Annotated in this window: 26 protein-coding genes and 1 tRNA gene; 19 read left to right on the forward strand and 8 right to left on the reverse strand. The window is 61.6% G+C overall.

Going from position 1 to position 26,826, the window contains the following annotated elements; translation table 11 throughout:
• Positions 1 to 31: 31 nt before the first annotated feature.
• On the reverse strand, positions 32 to 2,236 hold the full coding sequence (locus P1U55_RS05460) for an NADP-dependent isocitrate dehydrogenase (protein WP_301046514.1): 2,205 nt from the start codon (positions 2,234 to 2,236) through the stop codon (positions 32 to 34).
• A 204-nt stretch (positions 2,237 to 2,440) separates the two neighbouring features.
• On the opposite strand from P1U55_RS05460, the gene P1U55_RS05465 reads away from it, so the two are divergent.
• On the forward strand, positions 2,441 to 3,649 hold the full coding sequence (locus P1U55_RS05465) for a DUF2235 domain-containing protein (RefSeq protein WP_301046515.1): 1,209 nt from the start codon (positions 2,441 to 2,443) through the stop codon (positions 3,647 to 3,649).
• 90 nt (positions 3,650 to 3,739) lie between these two features.
• Here P1U55_RS05465 and P1U55_RS05470 read toward each other — a convergent pair whose 3' ends face one another.
• The 3 genes from P1U55_RS05470 to P1U55_RS05480 are packed head-to-tail and all read right to left on the reverse strand — an operon-like array spanning position 3,740 to position 5,243.
• Positions 3,740 to 4,315 carry an HD domain-containing protein gene (locus P1U55_RS05470; RefSeq protein WP_301046516.1) on the reverse strand — a complete coding sequence of 192 codons (576 nt, stop codon included), beginning with the start codon at positions 4,313 to 4,315 and terminating at the stop codon, positions 3,740 to 3,742.
• A gap of 1 nt (position 4,316) precedes the next feature.
• Positions 4,317 to 4,577: a hypothetical protein gene (locus P1U55_RS05475; protein ID WP_301046517.1), complete on the reverse strand. Its 261-nt coding sequence runs from the start codon at positions 4,575 to 4,577 to the stop codon at positions 4,317 to 4,319.
• Between the two features lie 9 nt (positions 4,578 to 4,586).
• Positions 4,587 to 5,243: an alpha/beta hydrolase gene (locus tag P1U55_RS05480; RefSeq protein ID WP_301046518.1), complete on the reverse strand. Its 657-nt coding sequence runs from the start codon at positions 5,241 to 5,243 to the stop codon at positions 4,587 to 4,589.
• A 183-nt stretch (positions 5,244 to 5,426) separates the two neighbouring features.
• On the opposite strand from P1U55_RS05480, the gene P1U55_RS05485 reads away from it, so the two are divergent.
• The 12 genes from P1U55_RS05485 to P1U55_RS05540 all read left to right on the forward strand — a co-directional run bounded on the left by P1U55_RS05485 (position 5,427) and on the right by P1U55_RS05540 (position 16,640).
• Positions 5,427 to 5,921, forward strand: coding sequence for an Rrf2 family transcriptional regulator (locus tag P1U55_RS05485; RefSeq protein ID WP_301046519.1), 495 nt, complete (start codon positions 5,427 to 5,429; stop codon positions 5,919 to 5,921).
• Positions 5,922 to 5,964: 43 nt separating this feature from the next.
• Positions 5,965 to 7,038: a cysteine desulfurase family protein gene (locus tag P1U55_RS05490; protein ID WP_301046520.1), complete on the forward strand. Its 1,074-nt coding sequence runs from the start codon at positions 5,965 to 5,967 to the stop codon at positions 7,036 to 7,038.
• Between the two features lie 33 nt (positions 7,039 to 7,071).
• Positions 7,072 to 8,583 (forward strand): Fe-S cluster assembly protein SufB, encoded by a 1,512-nt coding sequence (gene sufB / locus P1U55_RS05495; RefSeq protein ID WP_301046521.1) that lies wholly within the window; start codon positions 7,072 to 7,074, stop codon positions 8,581 to 8,583.
• A 167-nt stretch (positions 8,584 to 8,750) separates the two neighbouring features.
• Positions 8,751 to 9,650, forward strand: a complete 900-nt coding sequence (locus P1U55_RS05500) for an FkbM family methyltransferase (protein ID WP_301046522.1) — start codon at positions 8,751 to 8,753, stop codon at positions 9,648 to 9,650.
• A gap of 142 nt (positions 9,651 to 9,792) precedes the next feature.
• Positions 9,793 to 10,302, forward strand: coding sequence for a hypothetical protein (locus tag P1U55_RS05505; RefSeq protein WP_301046523.1), 510 nt, complete (start codon positions 9,793 to 9,795; stop codon positions 10,300 to 10,302).
• Positions 10,303 to 10,401: 99 nt separating this feature from the next.
• A complete protein-coding gene (gene sufC / locus P1U55_RS05510) occupies positions 10,402 to 11,157 on the forward strand; it encodes a Fe-S cluster assembly ATPase SufC (protein WP_301046524.1) in 756 nt (251 codons plus the stop codon).
• Positions 11,157 to 12,467: a Fe-S cluster assembly protein SufD gene (gene sufD / locus P1U55_RS05515; RefSeq protein WP_301046525.1), complete on the forward strand. Its 1,311-nt coding sequence runs from the start codon at positions 11,157 to 11,159 to the stop codon at positions 12,465 to 12,467. The genes sufC and sufD overlap by 1 nt, the downstream gene beginning before the upstream one ends.
• 6 nt (positions 12,468 to 12,473) lie before the next feature.
• Positions 12,474 to 12,989 (forward strand): hypothetical protein, encoded by a 516-nt coding sequence (locus P1U55_RS05520; protein ID WP_301046526.1) that lies wholly within the window; start codon positions 12,474 to 12,476, stop codon positions 12,987 to 12,989.
• The gene (locus P1U55_RS05525) at positions 12,986 to 13,600 is read left to right on the forward strand and encodes a YIP1 family protein (protein WP_301046527.1); all 615 of its coding nucleotides are present in this window, start codon (positions 12,986 to 12,988) and stop codon (positions 13,598 to 13,600) included. The genes P1U55_RS05520 and P1U55_RS05525 overlap by 4 nt, the downstream gene beginning before the upstream one ends.
• Positions 13,593 to 14,813: a cysteine desulfurase gene (locus P1U55_RS05530; RefSeq protein ID WP_301046528.1), complete on the forward strand. Its 1,221-nt coding sequence runs from the start codon at positions 13,593 to 13,595 to the stop codon at positions 14,811 to 14,813. Before P1U55_RS05525 ends, P1U55_RS05530 begins: the two co-directional genes overlap by 8 nt.
• Positions 14,814 to 14,862: 49 nt before the next feature.
• Positions 14,863 to 14,939, forward strand: a tRNA-Arg gene (locus P1U55_RS05535).
• Positions 14,940 to 15,095: 156 nt separating this feature from the next.
• Positions 15,096 to 16,640, forward strand: coding sequence for a hypothetical protein (locus tag P1U55_RS05540; protein ID WP_301046529.1), 1,545 nt, complete (start codon positions 15,096 to 15,098; stop codon positions 16,638 to 16,640).
• 90 nt (positions 16,641 to 16,730) lie between these two features.
• Here the strand turns inward: P1U55_RS05540 and P1U55_RS05545 are convergent, their stop codons facing one another.
• Both P1U55_RS05545 and P1U55_RS05550 read right to left on the reverse strand, forming a co-directional pair.
• Positions 16,731 to 17,303 carry a DUF882 domain-containing protein gene (locus P1U55_RS05545; protein ID WP_301046530.1) on the reverse strand — a complete coding sequence of 191 codons (573 nt, stop codon included), beginning with the start codon at positions 17,301 to 17,303 and terminating at the stop codon, positions 16,731 to 16,733.
• A gap of 70 nt (positions 17,304 to 17,373) precedes the next feature.
• Positions 17,374 to 17,574, reverse strand: coding sequence for a hypothetical protein (locus P1U55_RS05550; protein ID WP_301046531.1), 201 nt, complete (start codon positions 17,572 to 17,574; stop codon positions 17,374 to 17,376).
• A gap of 120 nt (positions 17,575 to 17,694) precedes the next feature.
• Here P1U55_RS05550 and P1U55_RS05555 point away from each other — a divergent pair, with 120 nt between their 5' ends.
• The 4 genes from P1U55_RS05555 to P1U55_RS05570 are packed head-to-tail and all read left to right on the forward strand — an operon-like array spanning position 17,695 to position 21,962.
• Positions 17,695 to 19,308, forward strand: a complete 1,614-nt coding sequence (locus tag P1U55_RS05555) for a L,D-transpeptidase family protein (protein ID WP_301046532.1) — start codon at positions 17,695 to 17,697, stop codon at positions 19,306 to 19,308.
• Positions 19,309 to 19,330: 22 nt separating this feature from the next.
• Complete coding sequence (lpxD, locus tag P1U55_RS05560; RefSeq protein ID WP_301046533.1) at positions 19,331 to 20,413, forward strand: UDP-3-O-(3-hydroxymyristoyl)glucosamine N-acyltransferase; 1,083 nt, start codon at positions 19,331 to 19,333, stop codon at positions 20,411 to 20,413.
• A gap of 48 nt (positions 20,414 to 20,461) precedes the next feature.
• Positions 20,462 to 20,728 carry an acyl carrier protein gene (locus P1U55_RS05565; protein ID WP_301046534.1) on the forward strand — a complete coding sequence of 89 codons (267 nt, stop codon included), beginning with the start codon at positions 20,462 to 20,464 and terminating at the stop codon, positions 20,726 to 20,728.
• A gap of 25 nt (positions 20,729 to 20,753) precedes the next feature.
• Positions 20,754 to 21,962 (forward strand): beta-ketoacyl synthase, encoded by a 1,209-nt coding sequence (locus tag P1U55_RS05570; protein WP_301046535.1) that lies wholly within the window; start codon positions 20,754 to 20,756, stop codon positions 21,960 to 21,962.
• A gap of 176 nt (positions 21,963 to 22,138) precedes the next feature.
• On the opposite strand, the gene P1U55_RS05575 is transcribed toward P1U55_RS05570, so the two are convergent.
• A complete protein-coding gene (locus P1U55_RS05575) occupies positions 22,139 to 22,810 on the reverse strand; it encodes an invasion associated locus B family protein (protein ID WP_301046536.1) in 672 nt (223 codons plus the stop codon).
• A gap of 471 nt (positions 22,811 to 23,281) precedes the next feature.
• Between P1U55_RS05575 and P1U55_RS05580 the strand changes: the two genes are divergently transcribed.
• Complete coding sequence (locus P1U55_RS05580) at positions 23,282 to 24,835, forward strand: helicase HerA-like domain-containing protein (RefSeq protein ID WP_301046537.1); 1,554 nt, start codon at positions 23,282 to 23,284, stop codon at positions 24,833 to 24,835.
• Positions 24,836 to 25,059: 224 nt separating this feature from the next.
• Here P1U55_RS05580 and yghX read toward each other — a convergent pair whose 3' ends face one another.
• Entirely contained in the window at positions 25,060 to 25,959 is a 900-nt protein-coding gene (gene yghX / locus P1U55_RS05585; protein WP_301046538.1) for a YghX family hydrolase, read from the reverse strand.
• Positions 25,960 to 26,162: 203 nt separating this feature from the next.
• Between yghX and P1U55_RS05590 the strand changes: the two genes are divergently transcribed.
• Positions 26,163 to 26,801, forward strand: a complete 639-nt coding sequence (locus P1U55_RS05590; RefSeq protein ID WP_301046539.1) for a PEBP family protein — start codon at positions 26,163 to 26,165, stop codon at positions 26,799 to 26,801.
• Positions 26,802 to 26,826: the final 25 nt, after the last annotated feature.

Below are 26,826 nucleotides of genomic sequence, written 5' to 3' on the forward strand. Positions count from 1 at the left end.
GATTGTTCAATCCGGCCGCCGCTTTGTTGATTTAGTCGATGATGGCGTTGAACGTTGCGCTCGGGCGCATCACCCCAGCCAGTTTTGCGCCGTCGCCGTGATAGTAGCCACCGATATCAGCGGGTTTGCCCTGAACTGCGGCCAGTTCGCCGGTAATTTTGGCCTCGTTCTCGGCCAGTGCCTGCGCGATGGGCGCAAATTCTTTGGCCAGAGCGGCATCATCGGACTGGGCCGCGAGCGCTTCGGCCCAGTAGCGGGCAAACCAGTAGTGGCTGTCGCGGTTGTCAGGCTCGCCAACCTTGCGCGAGGGCGAGTGGCCGTTATCGAGGATGCCCTGGGTTGCGGCTTCAACCGCATCGCCCAGCACGCGGGCCTTGGCGTTGTCCTTTTGGTCCGCGAGGAAGGTGAGGCTTTCGCCCAAGGCGCAGAACTCGCCAAGGCTGTCCCAGCGCAGGTGGTTCTCTTCGAGAAGCTGCTGAACGTGCTTGGGGGCCGAGCCGCCAGCGCCGGTTTCAAACAGGCCGCCGCCGTTCATCAGCTTCACGATGGAGAGCATCTTGGCCGATGTGGCCAGCTCAAGGATCGGGAAAAGGTCGGTCAGGTAATCGCGCAGCACGTTGCCGGTGATGGCAATCGTGTTCTCGCCCTTGGTGATGGTTTCCAGCGAGGCGCGGGTGGCTTCCCGCGGGGCCATGATCTCGAACTTGTCGGCCACGCCCCTGGCTTCGAGGATTGGTTTCACATAGGCGATCAGCTCGGCATCGTGGGCGCGGCTGGCATCGAGCCAGAAGATCGCGCGGTAGCCGGTGGCTTTTTGACGGTCAATCGCGAGGTTCACCCAGTCTTCGATGGGGGCCTTGCGGGCCGAGGCCGAGCGCCAGATATCACCCTTTGCGACCTTGTGCTCATGGATCACGGTGCCATCGCCCAGCACCATTTTGACGACGCCATCCTCGGGGATTTCAAAGGTGGTGGGGTGGGAGCCGTATTCTTCGGCCTTTTGTGCCATCAGGCCGATGTTTTGCACGGTGCCAGCGGTGGCGGGGTTCAGCTTACCGTTGGCTTTGAAGAACTTGATCGCCTCGTCATAGACCGGTGCGTAGGAGTTGTCGGGGATCACGCAAACGGTGTCGGCCTCTTTGCCATCGGGGCCCCAGCCCTTGCCGCCTGCGCGGATCAGCGCGGGCATGGAGGCGTCGATGATCACATCGGAGGGGACGTGCAGGTTGGTGATGCCCTTGTCGGAGTTCACCATATACATCGGCGGGCGGGCGGAGGTGACTTCATCAATCGCGGCCATGATCTCGGACTCGCCTTTGACGCGCTCCAGCAGATCGCCTAGGCCGGAGTTGGGGTTGACCCCAAGCTTGGCCAGCCTGTCGCCAAAGGTGTCGAACACCGGCGCGAGCCATGCCTTGACCGCATGGCCAAAGATGATCGGGTCGGAGACCTTCATCATGGTGGCCTTCATGTGCAGCGAAAACAGCACGCCTTCGGCTTTGGTCTTTTCGATTTCCTCGGCGAGAAAATCATCGAGCGCGGCGGCGCTCATGAAGGTTGCGTCAACCACAGTGCCCGCCGGGTAGGAGAGGCCGTCTTTCAGCAAGGTCTCGCCGGAGCCGCTTTCAAGCACGATCTTGGCCGTGGCGTCATCCGGCAGAGTGGTGGAGGCCTCATTGGAGAAGAAATCATCGCCGTCCATCGCGGCGACGCGGGTTTTGCTATCGGCGGACCACTCGCCCATGCGGTGCGGATTGGCCTGGGCAAATTTCTTGACCGCACCGGCGGCGCGGCGGTCAGAATTGCCTTCACGCAGAACCGGGTTCACCGCCGAGCCTTTGAGGCCATCATACTTGGCGCGCACGGCTTTCTCTTCGTCGGTGCCGGGGGTTTCGGGATAGTCGGGAATGGCAAAGCCCTGAGATTGCAGCTCTTTCACGGCGGCCACAAGCTGGGGCACGGAGGCCGAGATATTGGGCAGCTTAATCACATTGGCTTCGGGCGTTTTGACCAGCTCGCCCAGCAGGGCCAGATCGTCATTCACCCGCTGCTCTGCGCTGAGGCTCTCGGGGAAGGTGGCAAGGATGCGACCGGCCAGCGAAATGTCTTTCTGGCCGACCGAGATGCCAGCCGCCTTGGCAAAGCGCTGGATCACCGGCAGCAGCGAGGCGCTGGCCAGTTCGGGAGCCTCATCAACCTTGGTGTAGACGATATCGGGAGTTTCGGTGTTACCCATCGGTGAGCCCTCTTTCTGCGCTTGGGATATGAGCGTCGCCAAGCCCGGTGCGGGCGGCGGCGGGATTCGACTGTTGTGCTGTCTGTATCGGAAAAACGGAGCCGGGGGAAGCCGGTATGCTTTGGTATACCGTCGCAGGCGGCGCAGGCGACAGGCGAGAGAAACCCCGCTATACTCGCCCTTTTGGTGTGAGGCATATTCAAAATGAAACGCATTGCGATATTTTGTGATGGAACGTGGAACCGCCCCGACGCCCCCGATCCGACGAATGTGTATCATCTGCACGGGATCACCCGGCAAACCGGCAAAGACGGCACGACTCAGTTGCTCAAATATATCCCCGGCGTTGGCACCGGTTTTGGCAAGGAGGGGCTGGCTAAAACGTGGGATCGCGTGGCGGGCGGGGCGTTTGGCGTGGGGGTGACGGGCAAGATCCTTGCTGGCTATACCTTTCTGGCCGAGCATTATGAGCCGGGCGATCAGATTTACATTTTCGGCTTTTCGCGCGGGGCCTTCACGGCGCGTTCGCTGGCCGGGTTGATCCGCGCCTCTGGCCTGCCGCGCCATGGTGAGGCGCATCGGGTGGGCGAGGCGCTGCGGCGCTATCGCAGCGGTGCCCCTGCCACGCGGCCCTCTAGCGACGAAAGCCATGAGTTTCGGCTGGGATATTCGCCCGATATTGCCACCAGCCAAAAGGAGGTGGATTGGCGCGTGACGCGAGGCCACCCGGAGCCACCGCTGCTGACGATCACCTACCTTGGGGTGTGGGATACGGTGGGGGCGCTTGGCATTCCGGGGCATTACAAGCTGCTGGCGGGGCTGTTCAACAAAAGCCAGGGGTTCCATGATGCGCAGCTCTCTTCAATGGTGATGGCGGCGCGCCACGCGGTTTCGATTGATGAGCGCCGCAAGAGCTTTCCGCCGACACTGTGGGGGAACCTGGGCGAACTGAACCGTGAAACGCCGGAGCGCCGCCGCAGCTACCAGCAGCTATGGTTTGCCGGGGATCACGGCTCGGTTGGCGGCGGCGGGGATATTGTGGGGCTGTCAAACATCGCGCTGCGCTGGGTGGCCAAAGGTGCTGTGGAGCAGGGGCTTGAGATGCGCGCGACCCGATTGGCCGTGCTTGCCGCCGATGAAGACCATCACGCGGCGCTGTTTAACACCACGGCACCGCCGAGCTTTTTTACAAAGCTGATGCGCCGCAAGGTGCTGGACCGGGTGGGCAGGCTCACGGTGCCTGATCCCGCAACGGGCGAGGCCAGAGAGGTGCCGATCGGGCCGGATTACGTGTGGGACATTTCGCAGCCGGCGCGCCGCCGCTGGCTGGAGGACAGCGGCTACCGCCCGCCCGCGTTAGAGCCTTTGGGGCCGGAGTTTGTGCAGCATGAGGCGGAGCCGCCGGTGAGCTGACGGGCGGCGCTGCCAGAAGAGATATTGAGCCTCCGGCGGGGATATTTCTGGCAAGAAAATGCAAAATGACCGTGGTCAATTTTGCGAGCATCAAGCCCCGAAGAAGGCGCGTACTTTGGGGCCGACCCATGCCCAGAGACCGGGGGCGCCGCACTCCATCGGCGGGCGTAGGCGGCTTTCGACCGTGGCATAATCAACGTTGTAAGGGGTCCAGCTCGCGCCGCCGTTGGCGAGGTTGAGCACCGGCGGTTGAAAGCGGTCGAGGGCCTTCGCAAAGCGGGCATCGGCGGTTTCGGCGGCCTCGAACTCATCCCAAAGGGCACGAAGCTCTTGGGCCTGGGCTTCGGGCAGCAGGCCGAAAATACGATCAGCGGCGGCGGATTCGGCAGCTTCGATGGCGGCCTGGTCGAGACCCGCCTCGAAAATCGGCGCATCGCCTGCGTCGATTTCAACAAGATCATGGATCAGCGCCATGCGGATCACGCGGTTGATGTTGACGCCCGCCGGGGCTTCACCCTCCAGCACCAGCGCAAAAAGAGCGAGGTGCCAGCTATGTTCGGCGGAGTTTTCCTGCCGGGAGTTATCGGCAAGGCGTGAGGCACGTTCGATCCCGCGCAGCTTGCAGGCCTCGGTGAGAAAGGCGATCTGCGCGTCGAGGGCAGACATGTTAGTGCCCATCGTCCATCATCTGCGGCCCGGTATCCTTGGTGAGGAAGCCCTGTTCGACCTGCTTTTCGAGGAACTGGCGGGCGCGCCGCTCTGCCGTGCGCACGCGGATCGAGGTGAGAAAGGTTTCTTCCATGGTGGTCGAGGTTGCGCCAAGCTGCTTTGCAACGGCGCGCACCACATCATCCTCGTCGCCCAGCTTGGCGGCGCTGGCCAGGGTATCGGCGGCCAGTTTGTCAGCGAGGTCTTCGAGAACACCCATTCTGGCCTCCTAGCGGCTGGTTTCTGTCAGCCGGCGGCGCACGTAGGTGTCCACCTCGCCGAGCATCGTATCCATGTGCGGCTCTTCAAAGAAGTGGCCGGCACCCTCTATCTCGGTGTGGGTGATGGTGATGCCCTTTTGCTCGTGCAGCTTGTCGACCAGCAGGTGGGTGTCTTTCGGCGGGGCCACACGGTCGGCGGTGCCGTTGATGATAAGGCCGGACGAGGGGCAGGGGGCGAGGAAGGAGAAATCATACATGTTGGCCGGTGGAGACACCGACACAAACCCGGTGATCTCGGGGCGGCGCATCAAAAGCTGCATCCCGATCCACGCGCCAAACGAGAAGCCCGCGACCCAGCAATGCTTGGCGTTGGTGTTCATCGACTGGAGATAATCAAGCGCCGAGGCGGCGTCTGACAGCTCGCCAATGCCCTGATCATACTCGCCCTGCGAGCGGCCCACGCCACGGAAATTGAACCGCAGCACGGTGAACCCCATGTTGTGGAACGTATAATGCAGATTATACACCAAGCGGTTATTCATCGTGCCCCCGAATTGCGGGTGGGGGTGCAGGATGATCGCGATCGGCGCATCCTTCACGTTTTTCTGCGGGTGATAACGGCCTTCTAGCCGGCCTTCAGGGCCGGGGAAAATCACTTCAGGCATACCTGACCTTTTTTGTCCTCTTTTTGCCGGGAACGGTTGACGCCGTGCCGCGCCAAACCTAGAAACATTCTAAATTGATGCGAACATACCCGGACGGGTCGCATGGGAGGTAATGGCCCAAGCCCTCGCCGTCAATGGATATTGGTAAATCGCTGCATATGCAGCCGAGATGAGGACCTGCTCGTGAAACTTTCGACCAAGGGGCGCTATGCGATGGTGGCTTTGGCTGACCTGGCTTTGAGCCAGGGCGATGGGCTTGTGTCGCTGGCGGCAATTTCCGAGCGGCAGAAGGTGTCCTTGTCTTATCTGGAGCAGCTGTTCGTGAAGCTGCGCCGCGCCGGGCTGGTTGAAAGTGTGCGCGGGCCGGGCGGTGGCTACAAGCTGGCGCGCAGCCCTTCGGAAATTCGCGTGGTTGAGGTGCTTGAGGCGGTTGATGAGACTGTGAGCGCAATGCATACCGGGGCGGGGGCCAAGGGCGCTGTCTCGGGGAGCCGGGCGCAGAGCATGGTCAACCGGCTCTGGGAGGGGCTTTCGGCGCAGGTTTATGTGTTTCTGCATCAGGCGCGGCTTTCGGACGTGGTTTCCAACGCGATGATGCCGTGCCCCGCCGTGCCGACCCTGTTTGAAGTGGTTGATGAATGCGTGGATGGTGCCGAGACCGATGAGGCGCGCACATGAGGGCGCGGTTTCCTAGCGGGATGACGGCGCGTGGAGTGGTCCTGTGAAACGCTGCTACCTAGATCATAACGCCACCGCGCCTTTGGTGCCTGAGGCCCGCGCCGCGATGCTTGCCGCGATGGGCCTCGCGGGCAACCCTTCGTCAGTCCATGCCGAGGGGCGTGCGGCCAAGGCGGCTGTTGAGCGGGCGCGCGCGCAGGTGGCGGCCGGGGTGGGCTGCAAGCCGCAGGAGGTGGTTTTCACCTCGGGCGCAACCGAGGCTGTGCGGGTTTTGGCCAATGCGAAGGCCCATGGCGGCGCGGTTCTGGTGCAGCCAACGGCGCATGACGCGCTTTGGGCGCATCGGTCTCCTGAGGCTCCGGGCGAGGCTGCCGTGACCTATGCGATGGGGTTGGCGAATAGCGAAACTGGGGTGATCAGCACCTTGCCAAAACGTGACGCGCAAGGCGGCTTTGAGGTGGACGGCACGCACTGCCGCTGGCTGCTGGTGGATGCCACGCAGGCGGTGGGGCGGATGCCCTTTGCCTTTGGCTGGTCGGGGGCCGATATGGCAATCATCTCGGCGCATAAACTGGGTGGGCCAAAGGGCGTAGGCGCGTTGATCCTGCGCGAGGGGCTCGACATTGATCCGGTTTCACTGGGCGGCGGGCAGGAAATGGGCCGCCGCTCTGGCACGGAAAATGTGATTGGGATCAGTGGTTTCGGTGCCGCAGTTGAAGCGGCTCAGGCGCGGCTTGAGCGCGGTGACTGGGAGGCCATTGCCGCAAGGCGCGATACTTTGGAGGCGCGGGTGGCAGAAGCCGCGCCGGACGCCATATTCATAGGGCAAGACGTGCCCCGCCTGCCAAACACCTCCTGCTTTGCGGCACCGGGGTGGAAGGGGGAAACCCAGGTGATGGCGATGGACCTTGCAGGCTTTGCCATCAGCGCCGGATCGGCCTGCTCCTCGGGCAAGGTACGCGAAAGCCGGGTGCTGCGAAACATGGGCTACGGCGAAGACATTGCCCGCTCGGCGATACGGGTGTCGCTGGGGCCGGACACAACGGATGAAGAAATCGCGCGCTTTGCAGATTGCTGGGGCGCGCAATGGGAAAGACACATGGCTCGCGTTGCGTGAAGAACGCCGCATAAGCTACCGAAAGGAAACGAAATGAACGATCTTGATGTGAAAGAAGGCGTCGATGCTGAAACCGTGGAAGCCGTGCGTGCCATGGGGGCCTACAAATACGGCTGGGAAACCGACATCGAGATGGACTTCGCCCCGATGGGCCTCAACGAGGAAATCGTGCGGCTGATCTCGGCCAACAACGAAGAACCGGAGTGGATGACCGAATGGCGGCTCGAGGCCTACCGCCGCTGGTTGACCATGGAAGAGCCGGATTGGGCGATGGTCGATTACCCTGAAATCGACTTTCAGAACCAGTATTACTACGCCAAGCCCGCCTCGATGAAGGAAAAGCCCAAGAGCCTGGATGAGGTTGATCCGGCCCTGCTGGCGACCTACGCAAAGCTGGGTATCCCGCTGAAGGAGCAGATGATCCTGGCCGGGGTTGAGGGGGCAGAGGACGCCCCCGCCGAGGGCCGCAAGGTGGCCGTTGACGCGGTGTTTGACAGTGTCTCGGTTGGCACGACCTTCAAGGCAGAGCTGGCCAAGGCGGGCGTGATCTTTTGCTCGATTTCCGAGGCGATCAAGGACCACCCCGAACTGGTGAAAAAGTACCTTGGCAGCGTGGTGCCACAGGCGGATAACTTTTACGCCTGCCTGAATTCGGCTGTCTTTTCAGATGGGTCCTTCGTGTATGTGCCGCCCGGTGTGCGCTGCCCGATGGAGCTTTCCACCTATTTCCGCATCAACGCCGAAAATACCGGCCAGTTCGAACGCACGCTGATCATTTGCGACAAGGAAGCCTATGTGAGCTACCTTGAGGGCTGCACCGCGCCGCAGCGCGATATCTCACAACTGCATGCCGCCGTGGTGGAAATCGTGGTGATGGACGATGCAGAGGTGAAATATTCCACCGTGCAAAACTGGTATCCCGGCGATGAAAACGGCAAGGGCGGCATTTACAATTTCGTCACCAAGCGGGCCGATTGCCGGGGCGATCGGGCCAAGGTGATGTGGACACAGGTTGAAACCGGCTCTGCCGTGACCTGGAAGTATCCAAGCTGCATCCTGCGGGGCAATGAGAGCCAGGGCGAGTTCTACTCGATCGCCATCGCCAACAACATGCAGCAGGCCGATACCGGCACCAAGATGATCCACCTCGGGAAAAACACCAAGAGCCGGATCGTCTCGAAAGGGATCAGCGCCGGGCGGGCGCAAAACACCTATCGCGGCCTCGTTTCGATGCACCCCAGGGCGAAGGACAGCCGTAATTATACCCAATGTGACAGCCTGCTCATCGGCTCTGACTGCGGCGCGCATACGGTGCCCTATATTGAGGTGAAGAACAGCTCCTCGCGGGTAGAGCATGAGGCGACGACATCGAAGGTAGATGACGACCAGCTCTTTTATTGCCGCCAGCGTGGCATGGACGAAGAAGAGGCCGTGGCGCTTGTGGTCAACGGGTTCTGCAAGGAGGTGCTGCAAGCTCTGCCGATGGAATTTGCCATGGAAGCACAGCAGCTTGTGGCGATCTCGCTCGAAGGCTCCGTGGGCTGATGCTTGTGGGGTTGGTCACGCGGGGCCACGCGTTTCAGGGGGCGGCGTATCAGCCGGCCTCTGCGGCTGATGCAAGGCTTTACGTCGATCTGGGTTTTGAAGTGATCAATAGCAAGCTGATGGTCTCGGCCTGTGGCACTGCGGTTAAATTGGGGTAGGGAACAGTTATGGCAATCGGCCCACAGCAGCGAGCCAAGTGGCTCATCAAGCAGTTGGAGCTGGAGGCACCGCTCCAGATTGCCGATATCGGCGCGCGCATTTCAAACGAGAAGCCGGTGTATCGCCGCATTCTCCAGCTTGAGGCGGGCAAGCTGCACGCGTTCGAGCCGGAGCCGAAAGCCTTCAAGGAACTGGAGGAGAGCAAGCCGGACTATGCAACGCTTTACAACGTAGCGGTGGGCAAGCCCGGCAAGGCCACATTCTTTGCCCATCACATTGGTTCGCTGTCGTCGATCTTCAAGTTTGCCCCGGCCTGTGCGGAGTATCTCAACAAGGGGTTTTGGGTGAAGCGCCCGATCACCGAGATGGAGGTGGAGCTGGTAGCGCTTGATGAGGTGGAGGGCTTTCCCAAGCTCGATATCCTCAAGATGGATGTGCAGGGCGCGGAGCTTGATATCATGCAAGGCGGCATGAAAACGCTGGCCGAAACGGTGATGGTGATCCCCGAGGTTCGGTTTTACCGGATGTATCAGGATGAGCCGATGTGGGCCGATCTTGATGGCGAAATGCGCAAGCAGGGCTTTGTTTTGCACAAGTTCCTGCACCAAAAAACCGTGACCCTGCGGTCGCGTCGCTGGAAGAAGTTTGCCAAGGGGGCGGGCAGCCAGCTTCTGGATGGGGATGCGGTTTATATCCGCAATCTCGAAGCGCCTGAAAAGGTGAGCACGCATCAGCTGAAGGCGCTGGCGCTGGCCGCCGATGCGCTGTGCCAAAGCTATGATCTTTGCGCCTTTTGCCTTGAGCAACTGGTGCAGCGCGAGGTGCTGGAGCCAAAGGTGATCGCGGCCTATGTCAACCGCCTCCCTGCTGAGGTTCTGGCCCCCGAAGACGATAAGGTTAACGCCTGAGCCATGCCTCTCCACGCAGCCATATCCTTGCCGTCACAGCGGCTTCTCCACCCCAATTGCCTCGGGGTTTTCGCTGTGTCGTCATACTCTTGCCGTGAGTTTGCGAAAAGCTGCTCACAGGTAGAAGGACGTGGGTGGCATCGTGGCAGTAACAGACATCAACAGTTTCAACGACCGCTTGTCGCGGATCAACAGCGGCAAGCAATGGGTGCCCGAGGGCGTTGTTCATCAAACGGCTCATCAACGCCAAGGGCGCAACGGGGTCTTTGCCCGGCTGTTTCGCACGATTTCCCTGCCAATGGCTTTTGGCATCGGGGTCGTCTCGGTGATCATCGCCCGCTGGGCGCGCTTTGCGATCTACGGGTTGCAAAGCCCCGGCGCGGATGTGGCGATAGAAACCATGCTGATCGACGGCGTATTGGCGATGGCGCTTGGCTTCGTCATCGGCCAGATGACGGCGCTGAAATCGGCCAGCCAAATGTTGGCCAAGGGTTTTGGCGTGACGGCCTGCGTTGTGGGGATGCATCTGCTCGTGCATCGCGCGCCCGACCTCTTCACCGAGCTGTTCTCGCCGGAGTGGGTGAACCAGATCATCACCAGCACCGACCGCAACGGCATCCTGTTTCTCAGCTTCCCGGACCTTCCGTTCTGAAGCTTCAGCGGCCTGCAGGCCGCGTTTCCCCAACACTTGAACCATTGCTCCCGGGCGGCCAAAAGGCCCCCGGGCGGCTTGCTATGCAAAGGTAAAAAAATGCTCGAAATCAAAAACCTGCACGTAAAACTTGAAGAAGAAGACAAGCAGATCCTCAAAGGCGTTGATCTCACGGTAGAGACCGGCAAGGTGCATGCGATCATGGGGCCGAACGGCTCGGGCAAATCAACGCTGTCCTATGTGCTTTCGGGGCGTGATGGCTATGTTGTCACCGAGGGCAGCGCCGAGCTTGAAGGCAAGGATCTGCTGGAAATGGAGACCGAAGAGCGCGCCTCCGAGGGGCTGTTTCTGGCGTTCCAATACCCGGTTGAAATTCCGGGCGTGTCCAACATGACCTTCCTGCGCACCGCCGTGAACTCGCAGCGCAAGGCGCGTGGCGAGGAGGAGATGAGCGCGGGCGATTTCCTGAAGCTGGTGCGCGAGCGCGCCAAGAGCCTCAAGATTGATGCGGATATGTTGAAACGCCCCGTCAACATGGGCTTTTCGGGCGGTGAGAAAAAGCGCAACGAGATCCTGCAAATGGCGATGCTTGAGCCGAAGATGTGCATCCTCGACGAAACCGACTCGGGCCTTGATGTGGACGCGATGAAACTGGTCGCCGAAGGGGTGAACGCGCTGCGCAACGAGGGGCGCTCATTCCTTGTGATCACCCACTACCAGCGGCTCTTGAACCACATCAAACCGGATGTGGTGCATATCATGGCCGATGGTCGCATCGTCAAAACCGGTGGCCCGGAACTGGCCCTTGAGGTGGAAGAGAACGGCTATGCCGATATTCTGGCGGAGGCGGTGTAATGGCAGCGCTGACACGCAAGGAAACCATGGCCCAGCAACGCCGTGCGCAGGCCGCCGAGCGGCTCGCGGCGATGGCGGTGCCTGCGGTTTCGAGCTGGTCAAAAGCGCCGCGGGATGCCGCGCGCGCCCGGCTGTTGGACATGGGTTTGCCGCATCGGCGGGACGAGTACTGGAAGTATACCGATCCAACCAGCCTCGCCCAGCCTGAGCCGGTTGAAGCGGCCACCTTTGACCCGCAGGAAACCCTGATATTTGCCCAGCATGAGCGGTTGCATCTGGTGTTTTCCGATGGGGTTTTTGACGCCGAGGCCAGCGATCCGCTGGAGGGCGAGGGGATCGAGATTGCCCGCCTTGCCGAGGCCGAAACCGCCGATATCCACTGGGCGCAGGATCTCTATGGCACGCTGGAAGCCCGTGGGCAGCAACCGGTGAACCGGCCCTTGGCCGCTCTTAACAGCGCCTTGGCGCAGGACGGTGTGCTGATCCGCGTCACCGGGCAGGTCGAGCGGCCTGTGCACATCACCTATTTGCGCCGTGATACCGCCTCGGATGTGATCCTACACCATGTGGTGAAGGTTGAGCCGGGCGCAAAGATCACCCTGCTCGAAAACGGCCCCGCAGCCGCCCGGCTGAACACCTGCCTTGAGGTCGACGTCGCCGATGGCGCGGCGTTTCACCACATTCGTGCGCAGGGCCGTGACCATGAGCGCCGCGCCGCGTGCCACATGTTTGCGCGGCTTGGCGAGAAGAGCGTTTTCAAATCCTTCACCCTCACCGTCAACGGGGTGCTCACCCGCAACGAGGCGGTGATCGAGTTTACCGGCGACGATGCGGTGGCCCATATCGCTGGCGCTGCTTTGGGCGAGGGTGATTACCTGCATGATGACACGGTTTTCATCACCCATGATGCGGTGAACTGCGAAAGCCGCCAGGTCTTCAAGAAGGTGCTTCGCAAAGGCGCGCGTGGTGTGTTTCAGGGCAAGATCCTGGTGAAGGACGGCGCCCAAAAGACCGATGGCTACCAGTTGAGTCAGGCCTTGCTGCTAGATGATGACGCCGAGTTTGACGCCAAGCCAGAGCTTGAAATCTACGCGGATGATGTCGCCTGTTCGCACGGCTCCACCACCGGCGCGATTGACGAGGAGGCGCTGTTTTACCTGCTGTCGCGCGGTATCTCCAAGGGGGAGGCCGGTAACCTGCTGGTGCTCGCCTTTTTGGCCGAGGCCATTGAGGAGATCGAGGACGATGAGCTTGCCTCGGAAATTACCGAGCGGTTGAGCGGCTGGCTCTCCCGGCACAGCAAGGACTGACCGCCCATGGCCGTCACGACCGAGATCCTGCGCAGTTGGACGCGCCCGCGCAAGGTGATGCGCGGGTTGCTTTCGGCGGGGCAGCGCGAGGACCGCGCGATCATGCTGCTGCTTGCGGGCTGCTTCGTGATTTTCATCGCGCAATGGCCCCGGCTGGCCCGCGATGTGGAGTTGAACACGGCTGCGGGGGCCGAAACGGACCAGCCTTTGCAAATGCTGATCGGCGGCGCGCTTTTTGCGTGGCTGTTCATCATGCCGGTTGTGTTTTACGGGCTCGCGGCGCTGTCGCATCTGGTGATGCGCGCGTTTGGCGGGCGGGGCGGCTGGTATGGCGCGCGGCTGGCGCTGTTCTGGACGGTTCTCGTGATCTCGCCGCTGATGCTGCTGCAAGGGCTGACGGCGGGGCTGGTTGGCCCCGGACCGGCGCTGATACTGGTGCAAACCATCGTGGCGGTGGGGTTCTTTGCCCATTGGACACTTTGCCTGCGTGAGGCGGAATTTGGCGCGGGAGCAGGGGCATGACCGGCACGCGGCCCTCTCTGGGCGAGTTGTTGCGGCTCACGGCCAATGATCCGCGCCGCGCCATTGTGGCGATCAAGGCGATGGAGCTTCGCCCCGCCGTCGCGTGGCAGGCCTTTGCGCTGGCTCTGGTGCTGACGCTGCTGATGATCCACGGGCTTTCGATGCTCGCCGGAACGCCCGAGCCGGTTGAAGGGGCACTGGCCCCGGCGCTGATCGGCAATCCGGTTCTGCTGGGCGTGCTTCAAGGCTGCATCATGGTGCTGATGGCCTTTGCGATCCACTGGGTTGGCCGGGCCTTTGGCGGCACCGGGCGGCTGGAGGATGCGATAGGCTCGCTCGCGCTTTTGATTTTTGCCATGCTCGTGCTCAATGTGGTGGAGTTTATCATCATCACGCTGTTGCCGATCGCGGCGGCTGGGGTGGTGCCCTTTCACTTCGTGATTTTCTTCTACTTGCTGACGATGTTCGTCACCGAGTTACATGGTTTCAACCGTCCGCTGTTTGTGTTGGGCGGCATCGTTCTGACAATGGTGGGCAGCATGATCGGGCTGTCGATCATGCTGGCTATCCTGATCGTGGTGGTCACCGGGGGGGCTCCTGCCAATGTATGATATCAATTCCATTCGCGCCGATTTCCCGATCCTCGCCCGCGAGGTGAACGGCAAGCCGCTGACCTACCTCGACAATGGGGCAAGTGCGCAAAAGCCTTGCGCGGTGATTGAGGCTGTCACCCGCGGCTATGAGAGTGAATATGCCAATGTTCACCGTGGCTTGCATTACCTTTCCAACCTTGCGACCGACAAGTACGAGGCGGTGCGCGGCAAGGTGGCCCGCTTCCTTGGGGTGAAGGACGAGCAAGAGATCGTCTTCAATTCCGGCACCACCGAGGGGATCAACCTGGTGAGCTACGGTTGGGCGGCGCCGCGCCTTCAGGCGGGCGATGAGATTGTCCTGTCGGTGATGGAGCATCACGCCAATATCATCCCCTGGCACTTCCTGCGCGAGCGCCAGGGCGTGGTGCTGAAATGGGTTGAGCCGGAACCTGATGGCTCTCTGCCCGCCGAAAAGGTGCTGGAGGCCGTCGGTCCGCGCACCAAGCTGGTTGCGATTACCCATATGTCGAATGTTCTCGGCACGGTGGTTGATGTGGCGACCATCGCAAAAGCCTGCCGCGCACAGGGGGTGGCCACGCTGGTGGATGGCTCTCAGGCGGCGGTGCACATGCCGGTGAATGTTGACGCGATTGGCGCGGATTTCTACGCGATCACCGGCCACAAGCTCTATGGCCCTTCCGGCTCTGGCGCGATCCACATTCGCCACGAGCGCATGGCCGAGATGCGCCCCTTCATGGGCGGTGGTGACATGATCCGCGAGGTGAGCCGTGACGCGGTAAGCTACAATGACCCGCCGATGAAGTTCGAGGCCGGAACGCCGGGTATTGTGGCAACCATCGGCATGGGCGCGGCGCTCGATTACATGATGGACCTTGGGATGGAGAATATCGCCGCCCATGAGGCCCGCTTGCGCGACTATGCCCGCAGCAGGCTGCACGGTCTCAACTGGCTCACCGTGCAGGGCGATGCGCCTGATAAGGGCGCGATCTTTTCGTTCACGCTTGATGGGGCAGGGCACGCGCATGACATTTCCACCGTGCTCGACAAGCGCGGCGTGGCAGTGCGCGCCGGGCATCACTGCGCCCAGCCGCTGATGGAGCATCTCGGCGTGACCGCAACCTGCCGCGCCTCCTTTGGCCTCTACAACACCGAGGGCGAGGTCGATACGCTGGTCTCGGCTCTGGAGCTGTGCCACGACCTTTTTGCCTGACATTGCCCATTGCGGGAGCAAGGCGAGGCGGCTATATGGGGCCGCAAGCGGACCCATAGCTCAGCTGGATAGAGTGTCGCCCTCCGAAGGCGAAGGCCGTAGGTTCGAATCCTACTGGGTCCGCCATTCCACTTAATGCGATTTTTCAGGCTGGCAGGGCCGGTCGGCTTTGCGCGTGGTCCGGTTGCCGAAGCCCGCGCCTTGGCTGGCGTGTAGGGCCTCTTGTCTGAAAGGGTGATTTCCCTATTGTTGCAGGATCAAAGCGGCAAGCAGGAGGCGCCGGTGGCGAGGTCCCCCATTCATCTGTTGATCGGTGCGCCGCGTTCCGGCACGACTTGGCTGTTCAATAATCTCAAGCACCAGCCCGGTGTTTTTACGCCCATCGCCAAGGAGGTGCGGTATTGGAACGGTGGGCCGCCGCAGGAGCGTGTGGTGCAGATGTGCGGGCCGCTGCGCGAAGAGGCGTTGGCGCTGCCAGATGCGGCAGAGCAGTCTGCATGGTTGGACCGCTGGAGCCTGATTGACGGGCGCAGCCCGCGCGATGGCGCTGAGTATCTGGATCTGATGCAGGCCCAGGGCCGCCCGTCGATGGATATCTCGCCGATCTATTCCATTTTGCCGCCCGGAACGATTAGCAAGGTTGCCGCTTGCCTGCCTGCGGGCAGCAAGGTGGGGTATTTCTTGCGCGAGCCGGTGGGGCGCATGGCATCGCAGATGAACCTGCATTACCACCTGCACGGCCTGTTCCGAGGCCCGGCGGCCGCTTCCACGGTGCAAGCGTTTTTAGAGACCGGCCACCAGCGGCGGCGGAGCGATTACGCGAGCAATATCGAGAAATGGTCACAGGTTTTTGGCGAGCGTTTCCGGGCCTTCCTCTACGATGACTTGCAGGACGATCCCTTGGCCTTCCTGAACGCTGTGGCCGGGCACTTTGGCTTTGACATTAACCAGGATATTGCGCGCGAGACCGTCGAAACCGTGCATGGCGGTTCTGGCGACCGCGCGCCCCGCCCCAATGCGGCGATGAAAAAGCAGATTGCCGGTTCGATCTTGCCGCTGGTTGAGCGTTTTGCCGAGAAGATTCCGCAACCGGGCACCAAGTGGTTGCACATGGCCGAGGCTCAGGCCGCTGCCGAGGTGCCGGTGAAGGACGTGAAGCAGGATGTGAGCCCCCGCGTGGAAACGTTGATGCGGGTCTGCGAAAGCCTGGGCGACAATTGCGAATATGGATTTTGGCAACGGCACCGCGGCTATGAGCCTTCCAGCCTTTTTCGCTGGGCGGTCACCCCGATTGACAGCCTGCTGGCATATCTGGAAAAACCCGCACCACTCTTCAATGTCGATAATCTGACAGCGTGTTCGCCGGGGATGGTGGAAGACGCGCGGTTTGGGTTCAGGTTTCATTCCAAGCTGGTTGAGCGTGATGAAGAGGGGGCGCTGCAAATCCTGCAAGACCCTGCGCAATTTGCTGAGGTCTACGCCGCCGAGCTGCAAAAATGGCGCCACCTTGAAGCGAGGTTCCGAACGTTGCTTCGCAAGCCCGGCCTTTTCATCGTGAAACGCAACAAGCCGCTGGAACGGGGGCAGGTGACCTCCCTGGCGGCGCAGCTTCATCGGCGCAACCCGGCGCATTTGGTGCTGTGGGTTGAAGAGGGGGAGAGTCATGAGATTGAGGAACTTGGCGGAGGTATCCTGCGGGCTGAACTGCCGGCTTTTGCCCGCTATGTGAGGGCCGATCAATACCACCCCGAAGGCTGGACGCGGATCATGCATAGCCTGCTGGAGATCGAACCTGTTGAGGCGCTGATGAAGCGCATCCACAACTAAAGTAAGCTGATTGGGTGACCCCGAAACGAGAAACGCCCGGAGCGTTCCGGGCGATTAATCATGAGTGGTGGCGTGTGTATCGGCGGTGCTTCAGCGACCCCACTGGCGCACGACGCCGCAATCCATATGCACGAAGTTGGAGCCGGAGTAGCGGCCCACGCCACCGGCCTTGCAGGCGGCAGCGGCCTTGGCGACCTGAGCGACCGAGCGCGAGCCGATGCGCAGATCGGCGGCTTGGCCTTTCATGTGCAGCGAGTTCTTGGCGACACCAGAGGAGCGCGCGCGCAGCATCGCATTGGTGGCCGGGCTGCGGTAGCCGGAGAGGAGCAGGTAAGGCTCGGAGATATCGAGCAGGTTATGCGCGGCGGCCATGATATCAATCGTGCGCAGGTCCATGCCGCGCACTTCATCCCGGCGCCAGTCACGCATGAAATAGTTTATCTCTTTTTCAACGTCCTTGATGTAGCTGCCTTCGATCCAGTAGATCGCATCGAGCTTTTCGCCGGTTCGGCCATTGTGCATGCGGATCTGGCGAATATCACCTGCGCCGCGCAGGAAGCCTGCTGCCTTGGAGTAGGTGGGCGCTGCGACTACTGCGGTCGCTGCAAAAGCGCCCAAAAGCCCGCGCCGCGAAATCTTCGTGGAACCAACTGCTCTGGTCATGCCTGTCCTCGTGCCCCTGGCCGCCGTTGAGGCTGGCCTGTTCATCTTCTCATCCCCAGATGTCCTGTTTCTATGCCACAAAGCGATTCTCCGGCCAAGATGCAATTCTGTCGCGCCACCGTTTCCTCGACCAATAGGCGGGAAATTGCTTAAAATCCCGTTGCTTTTGGCAGAGGTGCGGCAAGGCTTGGGCGAGACCTTGTTGCAACAGGTCTGCCAGCCAGAATTTGGCCATAATTACCTGATTCTCATCAATTTCTCCATTTTCCATCACTGGGGCGGCCGAGAGGCGCGAGTGACTTGCCTTAAATGTGAATCGACAACTGGCCTGCCTTCTGCGATTCCTGCGGCCAGTTAACGTGACAGTTCGAACAGTAGTCCCGAGGACAACATGACATTTATTCACACGCAGCGCCCGCTGCGCGCCATAATCACCGTATTCATTTTGGCCCTGAGCGCCGCCGTTTTGGCAATGCCTCAAGGGGCCCGTGCCCAGAGTGCCGCTTTCAAGCAGGCCGTGGCCGAAACTGCCGCCCGTGACCGCGCCGTGGCAACCTTTTATCGCTCCCGTGATTACGCCCCCATTTTTACCGGCCGCAAAGACGGCAGCCGCCGTTCGGCCCTGCTCAAGGCGCTCGGCACAGCCGACGATCATGGCCTGCCGACAGCCCGTTACCCCGCCAAAAAGCTCAAGGACGCCTTCCGCGCAGCCAAGTCGCCGCGCGAGCGGGGGCAGGTTGAGGTGATGGCGGCGCAGATGTTTGTGCGCTTCGCCCGTGATCTGCAAACCGGTGCGCTGGAGCCGCGCAAGATTGACAGTGGCATCGTGCGCTCGATCCCGCGCCGTGACCCGGTGGCGCTGCTCAATGCCTATGCAAAAACCTCGCCCTCGAAGTTCATGAAAAGCCTTGCGCCGCGCACGCCGGAATATACCCGGCTGATGAAGGCGAAGTTGCAGCTTGAAAAAACGGTGGGCCGTGGTGGCTGGGGCCAGCCGGTTCAGGCCAAGGCGTTGAAGCCCGGCCAATCGGGTGGCGCGGTTGTGCAGCTGCGCAACCGGTTGATCGCCATGGGCTATATGCGCCGCAAAAGCGGCCAGAGCTACGATGCCAACATGCAAAAAGCGGTGCAGCTTTTCCAGATTGACCATGGGCTGAACCCCGATGGCACGGCTGGCCCTTCGACCATGGCCGCGATCAACAAGAGCGCCGTGCAACGGTTGCAATCTGTCATGGTGGCCATGGAGCGTGAGCGCTGGCTCAACAAACCGCGCGGCAAGCGCCATGTGCTGGTCAACATCCCGAGCTACAAGGCCCAGATCATCGACAACGGCAAGGTCACCTTCGAGACCCGCACTGTGGTGGGGTCCAACCAGTCTGACCGTCGCACGCCCGAGTTTTCGGACGTGATGGAGCATATGGTGATCAACCCCACCTGGAATGTGCCGCGCTCCATCGCGACCAAGGAATACCTGCCGCTGTTCAAGCGCAATCCGGGCGCGGCGGGCCACCTTCAGCTTTACGATAACCGGGGGCGCAAGGTGAGCCGGAGCAGCGTGAACTTCAACGCTTACAACGAGCGCAACTTTCCCTATGCGATCAAGCAGCCGCCATCGCGCCGCAATGCGCTTGGCCTAGTGAAGTTCATGTTCCCCAATAAATACAACATCTACCTGCATGACACCCCGTCAAAGAACCTGTTCGCCCGCGAGGCGCGTGCCTTCTCGCATGGCTGTATTCGCCTGCAACAACCGTTTGATTTTGCCTATGCGCTGCTCGCCAAGCAAACCCGCGATCCGCAGGGGCTGTTTCAGGCGCGGCTGAAAACCGGCTCGGAAAACGTGGTGCCGCTGGAAACCCAGATCCCGGTTCACCTGATCTACCGCACGGCGTTTACCCAGCCTAAGGGCCGGATGAATTACCGCGAAGATGTGTATGGCCGTGACGGGCGTATCTGGGCGGCGCTGGCCAAGGCTGGCACCCGGTTGCGCGGGTCTGCCAGCTAAACCGCAAGCCGGAGCACAGCCTATGCCGGTCATCCACCGGATCGAAGATATCGCCGCCGCCCTCGCAACCCGTTACGAGGGCGATGGTGCTTTTGGTGTAAGCTGTGCCGCCGAACCGGCCCGCGCCCAAGCCGATGCGTTGGCGCTGGCGATGGACCCCAAGTTTGCCGCCGGGCTGGAGCAGGGGGCCGCGAAGGCCGCGATGCTTTGGGAGGGGGCGGATTGGCAAGGCATGGGGCTGGTGGCGGCGATCTTTGTGCCGCGTCCGCGCTATGCCATGGCGGGCCTCACGGCGATGCTGGACGAGGGCGCGCAAATTGCGCCCGGCGTGCACCCGTCGGCGGTGATTGCCGAAGGGGTGGAGCTGGGGGCAGGGGCCGCGATTGGCCCCTTCGTTGAAATCCGCGACGGGGCTGTCATTGGGCCCAACGCCCAGATCGCTGCCCACGTCAGCATTGGGCGCAACACCCGGATCGGGGCAGATTGCCTGCTGCACGAAGGCGTGCGCATTGCCCATAGCGTTACCATTGGCGATGGCTTCATTGCCCAGCCCGGCGCTGTGGTGGGGGGGGATGGCTTTTCCTTCGTGACCCCTGAGCCGGGCGCCGTAGAGGCGGTGCGCGCCTCGCTGGGGGACCGGGACGGCAAGGCGCAGCAGGCCTACGCGCGCATCCACAGCCTTGGCGGTGTGGTGATTGGTGACAGCGTTGAGATTGGCGCCAATGCCTGCATTGATAGGGGCACGATCCACGCCACCGAGATCGGCTCGGGCACCAAGATCGACAACCTCGTGCAGGTGGGCCACAACGTGCGTGTGGGCCGCGATTGCCTACTCTGCGGGCAGGTTGGCATTGCCGGCTCCACCCGTTTGGGCGATCGGGTGGTGCTTGGTGGGCAGGTTGGCGTGACCGACCACCTGGAGATTGGCGATGATGTGATCGCCGGGGCGGGCACGCTTTTGCGCACGAACCAGCCCAAGGGCCGCGTTATGCTGGGCAATCCGGCAATGGAGATGAAAGCCTCTATCGAGGCCTATAAAGGGCTGCGGCGGCTGCCACGGCTTGCCGCGCAGGTGGCCGACCTCAGAAAGCATCTTTCCAAATGAGCCGTGAGTCCCTAAATCTGCGGTGGGCGTAACAGACAGGTGGGCGGTATGTCGGACGCAGTGAAAGAGAAGGTGATCGAGATCATCGCCGAGCAGGCGGTTCTCGAAAAATCCGATGTGAAGATGGACAGCACTCTTGAGGACCTTGGGATTGATAGCCTTGGTCTGGTCGAGAGCATCTTTGCCATCGAAGAGGCCTTTGATATCCAGGTCCCCTTTAACGCAAATGAACCCTCGGAAAGCGATTTTGATATCTCCTCAGTGGCTGCCATTGTGAAGGCGGTTCAAGGGCTTGTCCGGGAGCAGGCGGCCTGACGGCCCCGCTGAAAAAGGCCATGCAATGAAGCGCGTTGTGATCACCGGGATGGGCACGATCAATGCCCTCGGAAAAAACGTGCCCGACACGATGGCGGCGCTTGCCGAGGGCCGTTGCGGCATAGCCCCGATCAACATTCGTGATGTCGACCGCCTGTCGATCAAGATCGGCGGGCAGGTGCGCGGCTTCGAACCGGAAGCACATTTCAACCGTCAGCAAATCGCGCTTTATGATCGATTCACCCAGTTCACCATGCTTGCCGCCAAGGAGGCGATCTCACAATCCGGGCTGGAGTTTCATGGGTTGTTGGCCGATGAGGCGGGCGCGATCTTTGGCACCGCTGGCGGCGGGGTGAACACCTGGGACGAGAATTACCGCACGGTCTATGAAGAGGGGAAGAACCGGGTTCATCCCTTCGTTGTCCCCAAGCTGATGAACAACGCCGCCGCCTCGCATGTGTCGATGGAATATAACCTGAAGGGCGCGAGCTATTCGGTGTCGACGGCCTGTGCAAGCTCCAACCATGCGATGGGCCAGGCCTTCATGATGGTGCGCTCCGGCCAGAGCCGCGCCATGGTGACGGGCGGAGCCGAGGCGATGCTGTCGTTCGGCGGGATCAAGGCCTGGGAAGGGCTGCGGGTGATGTCGAAAGACGCCTGCCGCCCGTTCTCGGCCAACCGCAACGGGATGGTGCAGGGTGAGGGCGCGGCGGTGTTCGTGTTTGAAGAACTGGAGCACGCCCGCGCCAGAGGGGCCGACATCATCGCCGAGGTGGCGGGGTTTGCCATGACCTCCGATGCATCTGACATTGTGGTGCCCTCCAAACAGGGGGCCGCTCGGGCGGTGCGCGGGGCGCTGCGCGATGCGGCGATGGCGGCGCAGGATGTGGGCTACATCAACGCCCATGGCACCGGCACCTCGGCCAATGACAAGACCGAATGCGCGGTGGTAGCCGATGTGTTTGGCCCGCACGCCGACAAGCTGATGATCTCTTCAACCAAATCCATGCACGGCCACCTGATCGGCGGCACTGGCGCGGTTGAGCTGCTGGCCTGCATCATGGCGCTGCGCGACGGCATCATCGCCCCCACCATCGGTTATGAAGAGCCGGACCCGGAATGCACGCTGGACGTGGTGCCCAATGAGGCGCGCGAGGCCAAGGTTGATGCGGTGCTGTCCAATGCATTCGCCTTTGGCGGGCTGAACGCGGTGCTGGCGTTGCGCAAGGCTTGACGCCCCGCCTGGCGGGCTGGGCTGATCTTTGCCTTTCGCTGGGCCGCGCTTACGCCTGATCTGGCGGCTGTTGTCGAGATGATCCGCACCGCCTGAAAACCCGCGCGGCAAAGCAAAAACGCCGCCCCCAAGGGAGCGGCGTCTTGTTTGCGTTCAGCGGGCTTTCGCCGGTGCGATCAGTTTGCCGCAGCCCCGGAGTTCTTGGCGACGAGCGCGTCATAACCCGCGGTGAAGCCGGTCAGCGACAGCGACAGCGGCACCTTTTGATCCGGTGCGCCTGCGGGCACAATGGTGATCGTTGCGGAATTGCCGCCCTTGAAGCCGGTGATATCGGCCTGGGTGAAACCAACCCGGCTGATACAGCCGATCTGGGTGCAGAAGGTGAAGGGATAGCGCTTGCCCTGGGCCCCATCGACCGAGATCGAAATCTGCTCGGTGAGCAGGGTTTCGAGCGGGGTCACGATGTTTGCGCCCGCTGCGGCCTGTGCTCCCGGAGGCAAGGCGAACATATTGAATTCAGCTACAGAATTGCCGTTCTGGTCCTTCACCAGCTGATAAAGCTGGCAAGGTTCGGGCTGGTCGGTGCCGGTGCGAATGCAGCGCAACTCCCAATCGCCGTGCGAGCTGAATACATAGGTTTCGCCGTTGGTGCCGGCTTCGTTTTCGCCGTCGGGCGTGCCCATGTTAAGGCCGGCCTCGGGGCTTGGCGCCTCGCTTTCGGTGGCGTCTTCGGCGGCGGGGGCCTCAGCGACCGGAGCCTCTTCGGCGGGTGTTTCGGTATCTTGTGCCCAAAGCGGAGCCGCTGCCAGAAGCAACGTCAGGGGAAGGGCTTTCGTAAGAGTCTGCATGTCCTCAGCAACCTTTTTATGGCCTTTTGAACTCGTCAGGCCGTTTAACATGGGTTTTGGGGGATGTCAGGGAGAAATCTTGCCTGTCTGACGGGGCTGTGAACGTGGCCGTGCGGCGCGTGAGGCAAGGGGGCGATGTGGCAATTAAATAAGGGCCCCGAAAGGCCCTTAGTCGAGGGTCATTTGCGCCCTCTGCGCTGGCTTTGCCAGTGCGAATTTTGGTTCTCCCTGTCGGACTGGCCGACTTGATGAGCGAACGCTAGGCGAAGAAAATGCGACCGTCAACAACTAAAAGAAAAGCCTGCAAGAAATTGAACATGCTAAAAAAAAGCCGCGTCACAGGTGTGACGCGGCCAGTCTGACAGGGAGGAAGTCAATCCGGGCCAAGAAGGCCAAGGCCCGAACAAGATGAAGACTGGCAGATGAAGGTTAATACTTTATGTTGGGCGCGAACGGATTTTGGAGAAGTCGATGAGTGACAGCATTTTTGCAGGCGGCGGCGGGGAAAATTATGGCGAGCCACAGGAGCTTTTGCTGAAATACGCCAATCGCCACGGGCTGATCGCGGGCGCAACGGGCACCGGCAAGACGGTGACCTTGCAGATTCTGGCCGAGAGCTTTTCGGCCAATGGCGTCCCTGTCTTCATGTCCGACGTGAAGGGCGACCTTTCGGGGCTGGCCGTTGCAGGCTCGGAAACCGCCAAACCCCATGCCTCCTTCATGGACCGCGCAAAAACCATCGGCTTTGCGGGGTATCGTTATGAGGGCTTTCCCGTCACGTTTTGGGACCTTTATGGCGAACAGGGCCACCCGGTGCGCGCGACGGTGGCCGAGATGGGGCCGCTTTTGCTGTCGCGCCTGATGGAACTATCAGAAGCGCAGGAAGGAATCCTTAACATCGCGTTCCGGGTGGCCGATGAACAAGGGCTGCCACTGCTGGACCTCAAGGACTTACAGGCGCTTCTGGTGTGGGTTGGTGAAAACCGCGCTGAGCTGAGTTTGCGCTATGGCAATGTGTCCACCGCCTCGATCGGGGCGATCCAGCGGCGGCGGTTGGTGCTGGAAAATCAGGGCGCTGTGCAGTTTTTTGGCGAACCGGCGCTGGAGCTTTCGGACCTGTTCCTGACCGATGCCGAGGGGCGCGGAAGGATCAACATTTTGGCGGCAGACAAGTTGATGGGCTCGCCCCGGCTTTATGCCACCTTCCTGCTGTGGATGCTGTCGGAATTGTTTGAAACCCTGCCCGAGGTGGGGGACCCGGAAAAGCCCAGGCTGGTGTTCTTTTTTGACGAGGCGCACCTGCTGTTTGACGATGCCCCCAAGGCGCTGATCGACAAGGTGGAGCAGGTGGCGCGGCTGATCCGCTCGAAGGGCGTAGGGGTTTACTTTTGCACGCAAAATCCGGGGGATGTGCCTGATGATATCCTGGGCCAATTGGGCAACCGGGTGCAGCACGCGCTGCGCGCTTTCACGGCCAGGGACCGGCGTGAATTGCGGCAGGCGGCGGAGACGTATCGGGACAATCCGCGCTTCTCGACGGAGCAGGCGATCCGTGAGGTTGGGGTGGGCGAGGCGGTGACGTCATTCCTGGTGAAAAAGGGGATGCCGGGGGTGGTGGAGCGTACGCTCATTCGCCCGCCATCCTCGCAGCTTGGCCCGCTTGCGGTGGCGGATCGGCGCGGCGTTATGGCGGCTTCTCCGGTGGCTGGGAAGTATGATCAGACTCTGGATCGCGACAGCGCTTACGAGATGCTTGCCAAACGCGCTGAAACGGCAGCGAAAGCGGCGGAAGAGGCTGAAAAGGCGGAAGAAGATGCCGGGATGGCGGAGCGGGAATACCGCGCCGGGCGGCGCTATTCGGGCAGTCGTGTGGGGCGCTCAACGGCCAAGCCTGCGCGCAAACGCTCCAGCCGGTCAGACTCGGTTGGCGAGGTTTTTGCAAAGAGTTTCGCCCGCCAGCTTGGCACCCGCAGCGGCAAGGCGCTGGTGCGGGGGATCTTTGGCACGCTTTTTTCGGGGCGGTAGGGCGCGGCGGCGTTAACCGCGAAAAAGCATGGGGCCACACCCCATGCACAAGCGATGCACAACCCATGCGCATGTCATTTGACATGCCGAAGACGGGTTAACGCGGCGCACGGTGGGGCTTGACTGGGGCGTCCTATCGCGCCGCCGCGAGACGGTGGAACGCTTGCCCGTGGGTGGCGCTCGACCGGTGCCTTCGGCGTGATTCCGGTCGAGAGCCGTTCGCTTCAGGTGAGATATTTGTCAAACCAGGCGGTGGTGCGATCCCAGGCCAGTTTGGCGGCGTCTTCGTCATAGCGGGGCGTGGTATCGTTGTGGAAGCCGTGGTTGGCGCCTTCGTAGATGTAAGCCTCGTAGGTTTTGCCGTGTTCCTTTAACGCCGCTTCATAGGCGGGCCAGCCTGCGTTGACGCGCTCGTCAAGTGCGCCGTAGTGGAGCAGCAGCGGGGCCTGGATTTTGGGGACATCGGCGGGATCGGGCTGGCGGCCATAGAAGGGGACCGAGGCGGCCATTTCGGGGTAGGCCACAGCCAGCGCGTTGCACACGCCGCCGCCGTAGCAAAAGCCCACCGCGCCAACCTTGCCGGTGGAGCCTTCATGGCTCATCAGGTGCTCGAACCCGGCGAAAAAGTCATTCATCAGCTTGGCGCCATCAAGCTCCTTTTGCATGGCGCGGCCCTCATCATCATTGCCGGGATAGCCGCCGAGCGGGGTGAGGCCATCGGGGCCTAGGGCGAGGTAACCGGCCTTGGCGGTGCGGCGTACGACATCCTCGATATAGGGGTTCAGCCCGCGATTTTCGTGGATCACCAGCACGGCGGGCAGCTTGCCGGTGGCACCGGCGGGCTTGGCCATTAGGCCTTTGATCGTGCCGTGGCCATTGGGGCTTTCATACTCGACGATCTCGGTTTCGATCTCGGGATCATCGGGGGCGACCTGCTGGGCGAGCGCGTAATTGGGCTGGAGGCTTTCAAGGACGGCAGCAGCGGTAACGCCGGCTGCCACGTATTTGCCGGCACCTTTGAGGAAATCGCGCTTCGTCATCTTGCCGTGGACGTAACCATCATACATTTCGAGCAGCTTCGGGTGGAAATCGGCGGCGGTCATGCGGCTTTGTGGCTTGGTCATGGCAGTCTCCCTTGGGTGGTCGCGTTGGACGTGGAGTGAGCCTAAAGCGGTAGGGGCGGAACGCACATCACGTTCCTGCGAAGAGCGTCATGGAGTGGGTTCGAAGGCGGGGGAAGGGGACATTCGGCGAAGAATCGCATAAAAGCCGACGGAGAGCGCCTGTTCGGGCGTATTATCGAAGGACGTAAAGAAGGGATGCACTGATGATCCGCCTTGCCACCGCTGTGACGATTTCGGCCATGCCGGGCTGCCTGCTTGCCGAGAGATTCATGGGCGAGGTTTGGGCGGATAACTGGTTTGAGATGCGCATCAACGGGGTTCAGGTGGCAGAGGACAGTGTGGCGATCACCACCGAGCGGTCATTCAATGCCGAGCGCTTTACCTTTGAGGCCGAGCGGCCCTTTGTAATTGGGCTGGTGGCCAAGGATTTTGTCGAGAACGACAGTGGGTTGGAATATATCGGCACGCCGCGCCAGCAGCTGGGCGATGGTGGGGTGATTGCGCAGATCAAGGGCGAGAACGGCCGGGTGGCTGTGGTGAGTGATGCCGAATGGCAGTGCAAGGTGATCCACACCGCGCCGCTCGATAAATCCTGTGCTGCCAGCCATGCGCCGGTGGCCGGGGTCGGGGCCTGTGCCTTTGAGATTTCACCAGAGCCGGAGGGCTGGGATGAGGCCGGGTTTGATGCGCGCGCATGGCCGCAGGCGGAGGTTTACTCAGAGCGCAATGTGCGGCCCAAGGGCGGCTATGACCAGATCCAGTGGGACAAGGCCGCCAGTTTCATCTGGGGTCCGGACCTTGAGCAAAGCAACACGGTGCTCTGCCGGGTGGTGGTGGAGTAGGCGCGCGCGCGTAGCGCCTTGGGGG

It is taken from the genome of Vannielia sp. (assembly GCF_029212645.1).
Taxonomy (GTDB): Bacteria; Pseudomonadota; Alphaproteobacteria; order Rhodobacterales; family Rhodobacteraceae; genus Vannielia.

What these genes read in the sequence shown, in the direction of transcription:
- P1U55_RS05460 (WP_301046514.1), bottom strand. Translation starts at nt 2,236, where the DNA reads ATGGGTAACACCGAAACTCCCGATATCGTCTACACCAAGGTTGATGAG.
- P1U55_RS05465 (WP_301046515.1), top strand. Translation starts at nt 2,441, where the DNA reads ATGAAACGCATTGCGATATTTTGTGATGGAACGTGGAACCGCCCCGAC.
- P1U55_RS05470 (WP_301046516.1), bottom strand. Translation starts at nt 4,315, where the DNA reads ATGTCTGCCCTCGACGCGCAGATCGCCTTTCTCACCGAGGCCTGCAAG.
- P1U55_RS05475 (WP_301046517.1), bottom strand. Translation starts at nt 4,577, where the DNA reads ATGGGTGTTCTCGAAGACCTCGCTGACAAACTGGCCGCCGATACCCTG.
- P1U55_RS05480 (WP_301046518.1), bottom strand. Translation starts at nt 5,243, where the DNA reads ATGCCTGAAGTGATTTTCCCCGGCCCTGAAGGCCGGCTAGAAGGCCGT.
- sufB (WP_301046521.1), top strand. Translation starts at nt 7,072, where the DNA reads ATGAACGATCTTGATGTGAAAGAAGGCGTCGATGCTGAAACCGTGGAA.
- P1U55_RS05500 (WP_301046522.1), top strand. Translation starts at nt 8,751, where the DNA reads ATGGCAATCGGCCCACAGCAGCGAGCCAAGTGGCTCATCAAGCAGTTG.
- sufC (WP_301046524.1), top strand. Translation starts at nt 10,402, where the DNA reads ATGCTCGAAATCAAAAACCTGCACGTAAAACTTGAAGAAGAAGACAAG.
- sufD (WP_301046525.1), top strand. Translation starts at nt 11,157, where the DNA reads ATGGCAGCGCTGACACGCAAGGAAACCATGGCCCAGCAACGCCGTGCG.
- P1U55_RS05520 (WP_301046526.1), top strand. Translation starts at nt 12,474, where the DNA reads ATGGCCGTCACGACCGAGATCCTGCGCAGTTGGACGCGCCCGCGCAAG.
- P1U55_RS05525 (WP_301046527.1), top strand. Translation starts at nt 12,986, where the DNA reads ATGACCGGCACGCGGCCCTCTCTGGGCGAGTTGTTGCGGCTCACGGCC.
- P1U55_RS05530 (WP_301046528.1), top strand. Translation starts at nt 13,593, where the DNA reads ATGTATGATATCAATTCCATTCGCGCCGATTTCCCGATCCTCGCCCGC.
- P1U55_RS05545 (WP_301046530.1), bottom strand. Translation starts at nt 17,303, where the DNA reads ATGACCAGAGCAGTTGGTTCCACGAAGATTTCGCGGCGCGGGCTTTTG.
- P1U55_RS05550 (WP_301046531.1), bottom strand. Translation starts at nt 17,574, where the DNA reads ATGGAAAATGGAGAAATTGATGAGAATCAGGTAATTATGGCCAAATTC.
- P1U55_RS05555 (WP_301046532.1), top strand. Translation starts at nt 17,695, where the DNA reads ATGACATTTATTCACACGCAGCGCCCGCTGCGCGCCATAATCACCGTA.
- lpxD (WP_301046533.1), top strand. Translation starts at nt 19,331, where the DNA reads ATGCCGGTCATCCACCGGATCGAAGATATCGCCGCCGCCCTCGCAACC.
- P1U55_RS05565 (WP_301046534.1), top strand. Translation starts at nt 20,462, where the DNA reads ATGTCGGACGCAGTGAAAGAGAAGGTGATCGAGATCATCGCCGAGCAG.
- P1U55_RS05570 (WP_301046535.1), top strand. Translation starts at nt 20,754, where the DNA reads ATGAAGCGCGTTGTGATCACCGGGATGGGCACGATCAATGCCCTCGGA.
- P1U55_RS05575 (WP_301046536.1), bottom strand. Translation starts at nt 22,810, where the DNA reads ATGCAGACTCTTACGAAAGCCCTTCCCCTGACGTTGCTTCTGGCAGCG.
- P1U55_RS05580 (WP_301046537.1), top strand. Translation starts at nt 23,282, where the DNA reads ATGAGTGACAGCATTTTTGCAGGCGGCGGCGGGGAAAATTATGGCGAG.
- yghX (WP_301046538.1), bottom strand. Translation starts at nt 25,959, where the DNA reads ATGACCAAGCCACAAAGCCGCATGACCGCCGCCGATTTCCACCCGAAG.
- P1U55_RS05590 (WP_301046539.1), top strand. Translation starts at nt 26,163, where the DNA reads ATGATCCGCCTTGCCACCGCTGTGACGATTTCGGCCATGCCGGGCTGC.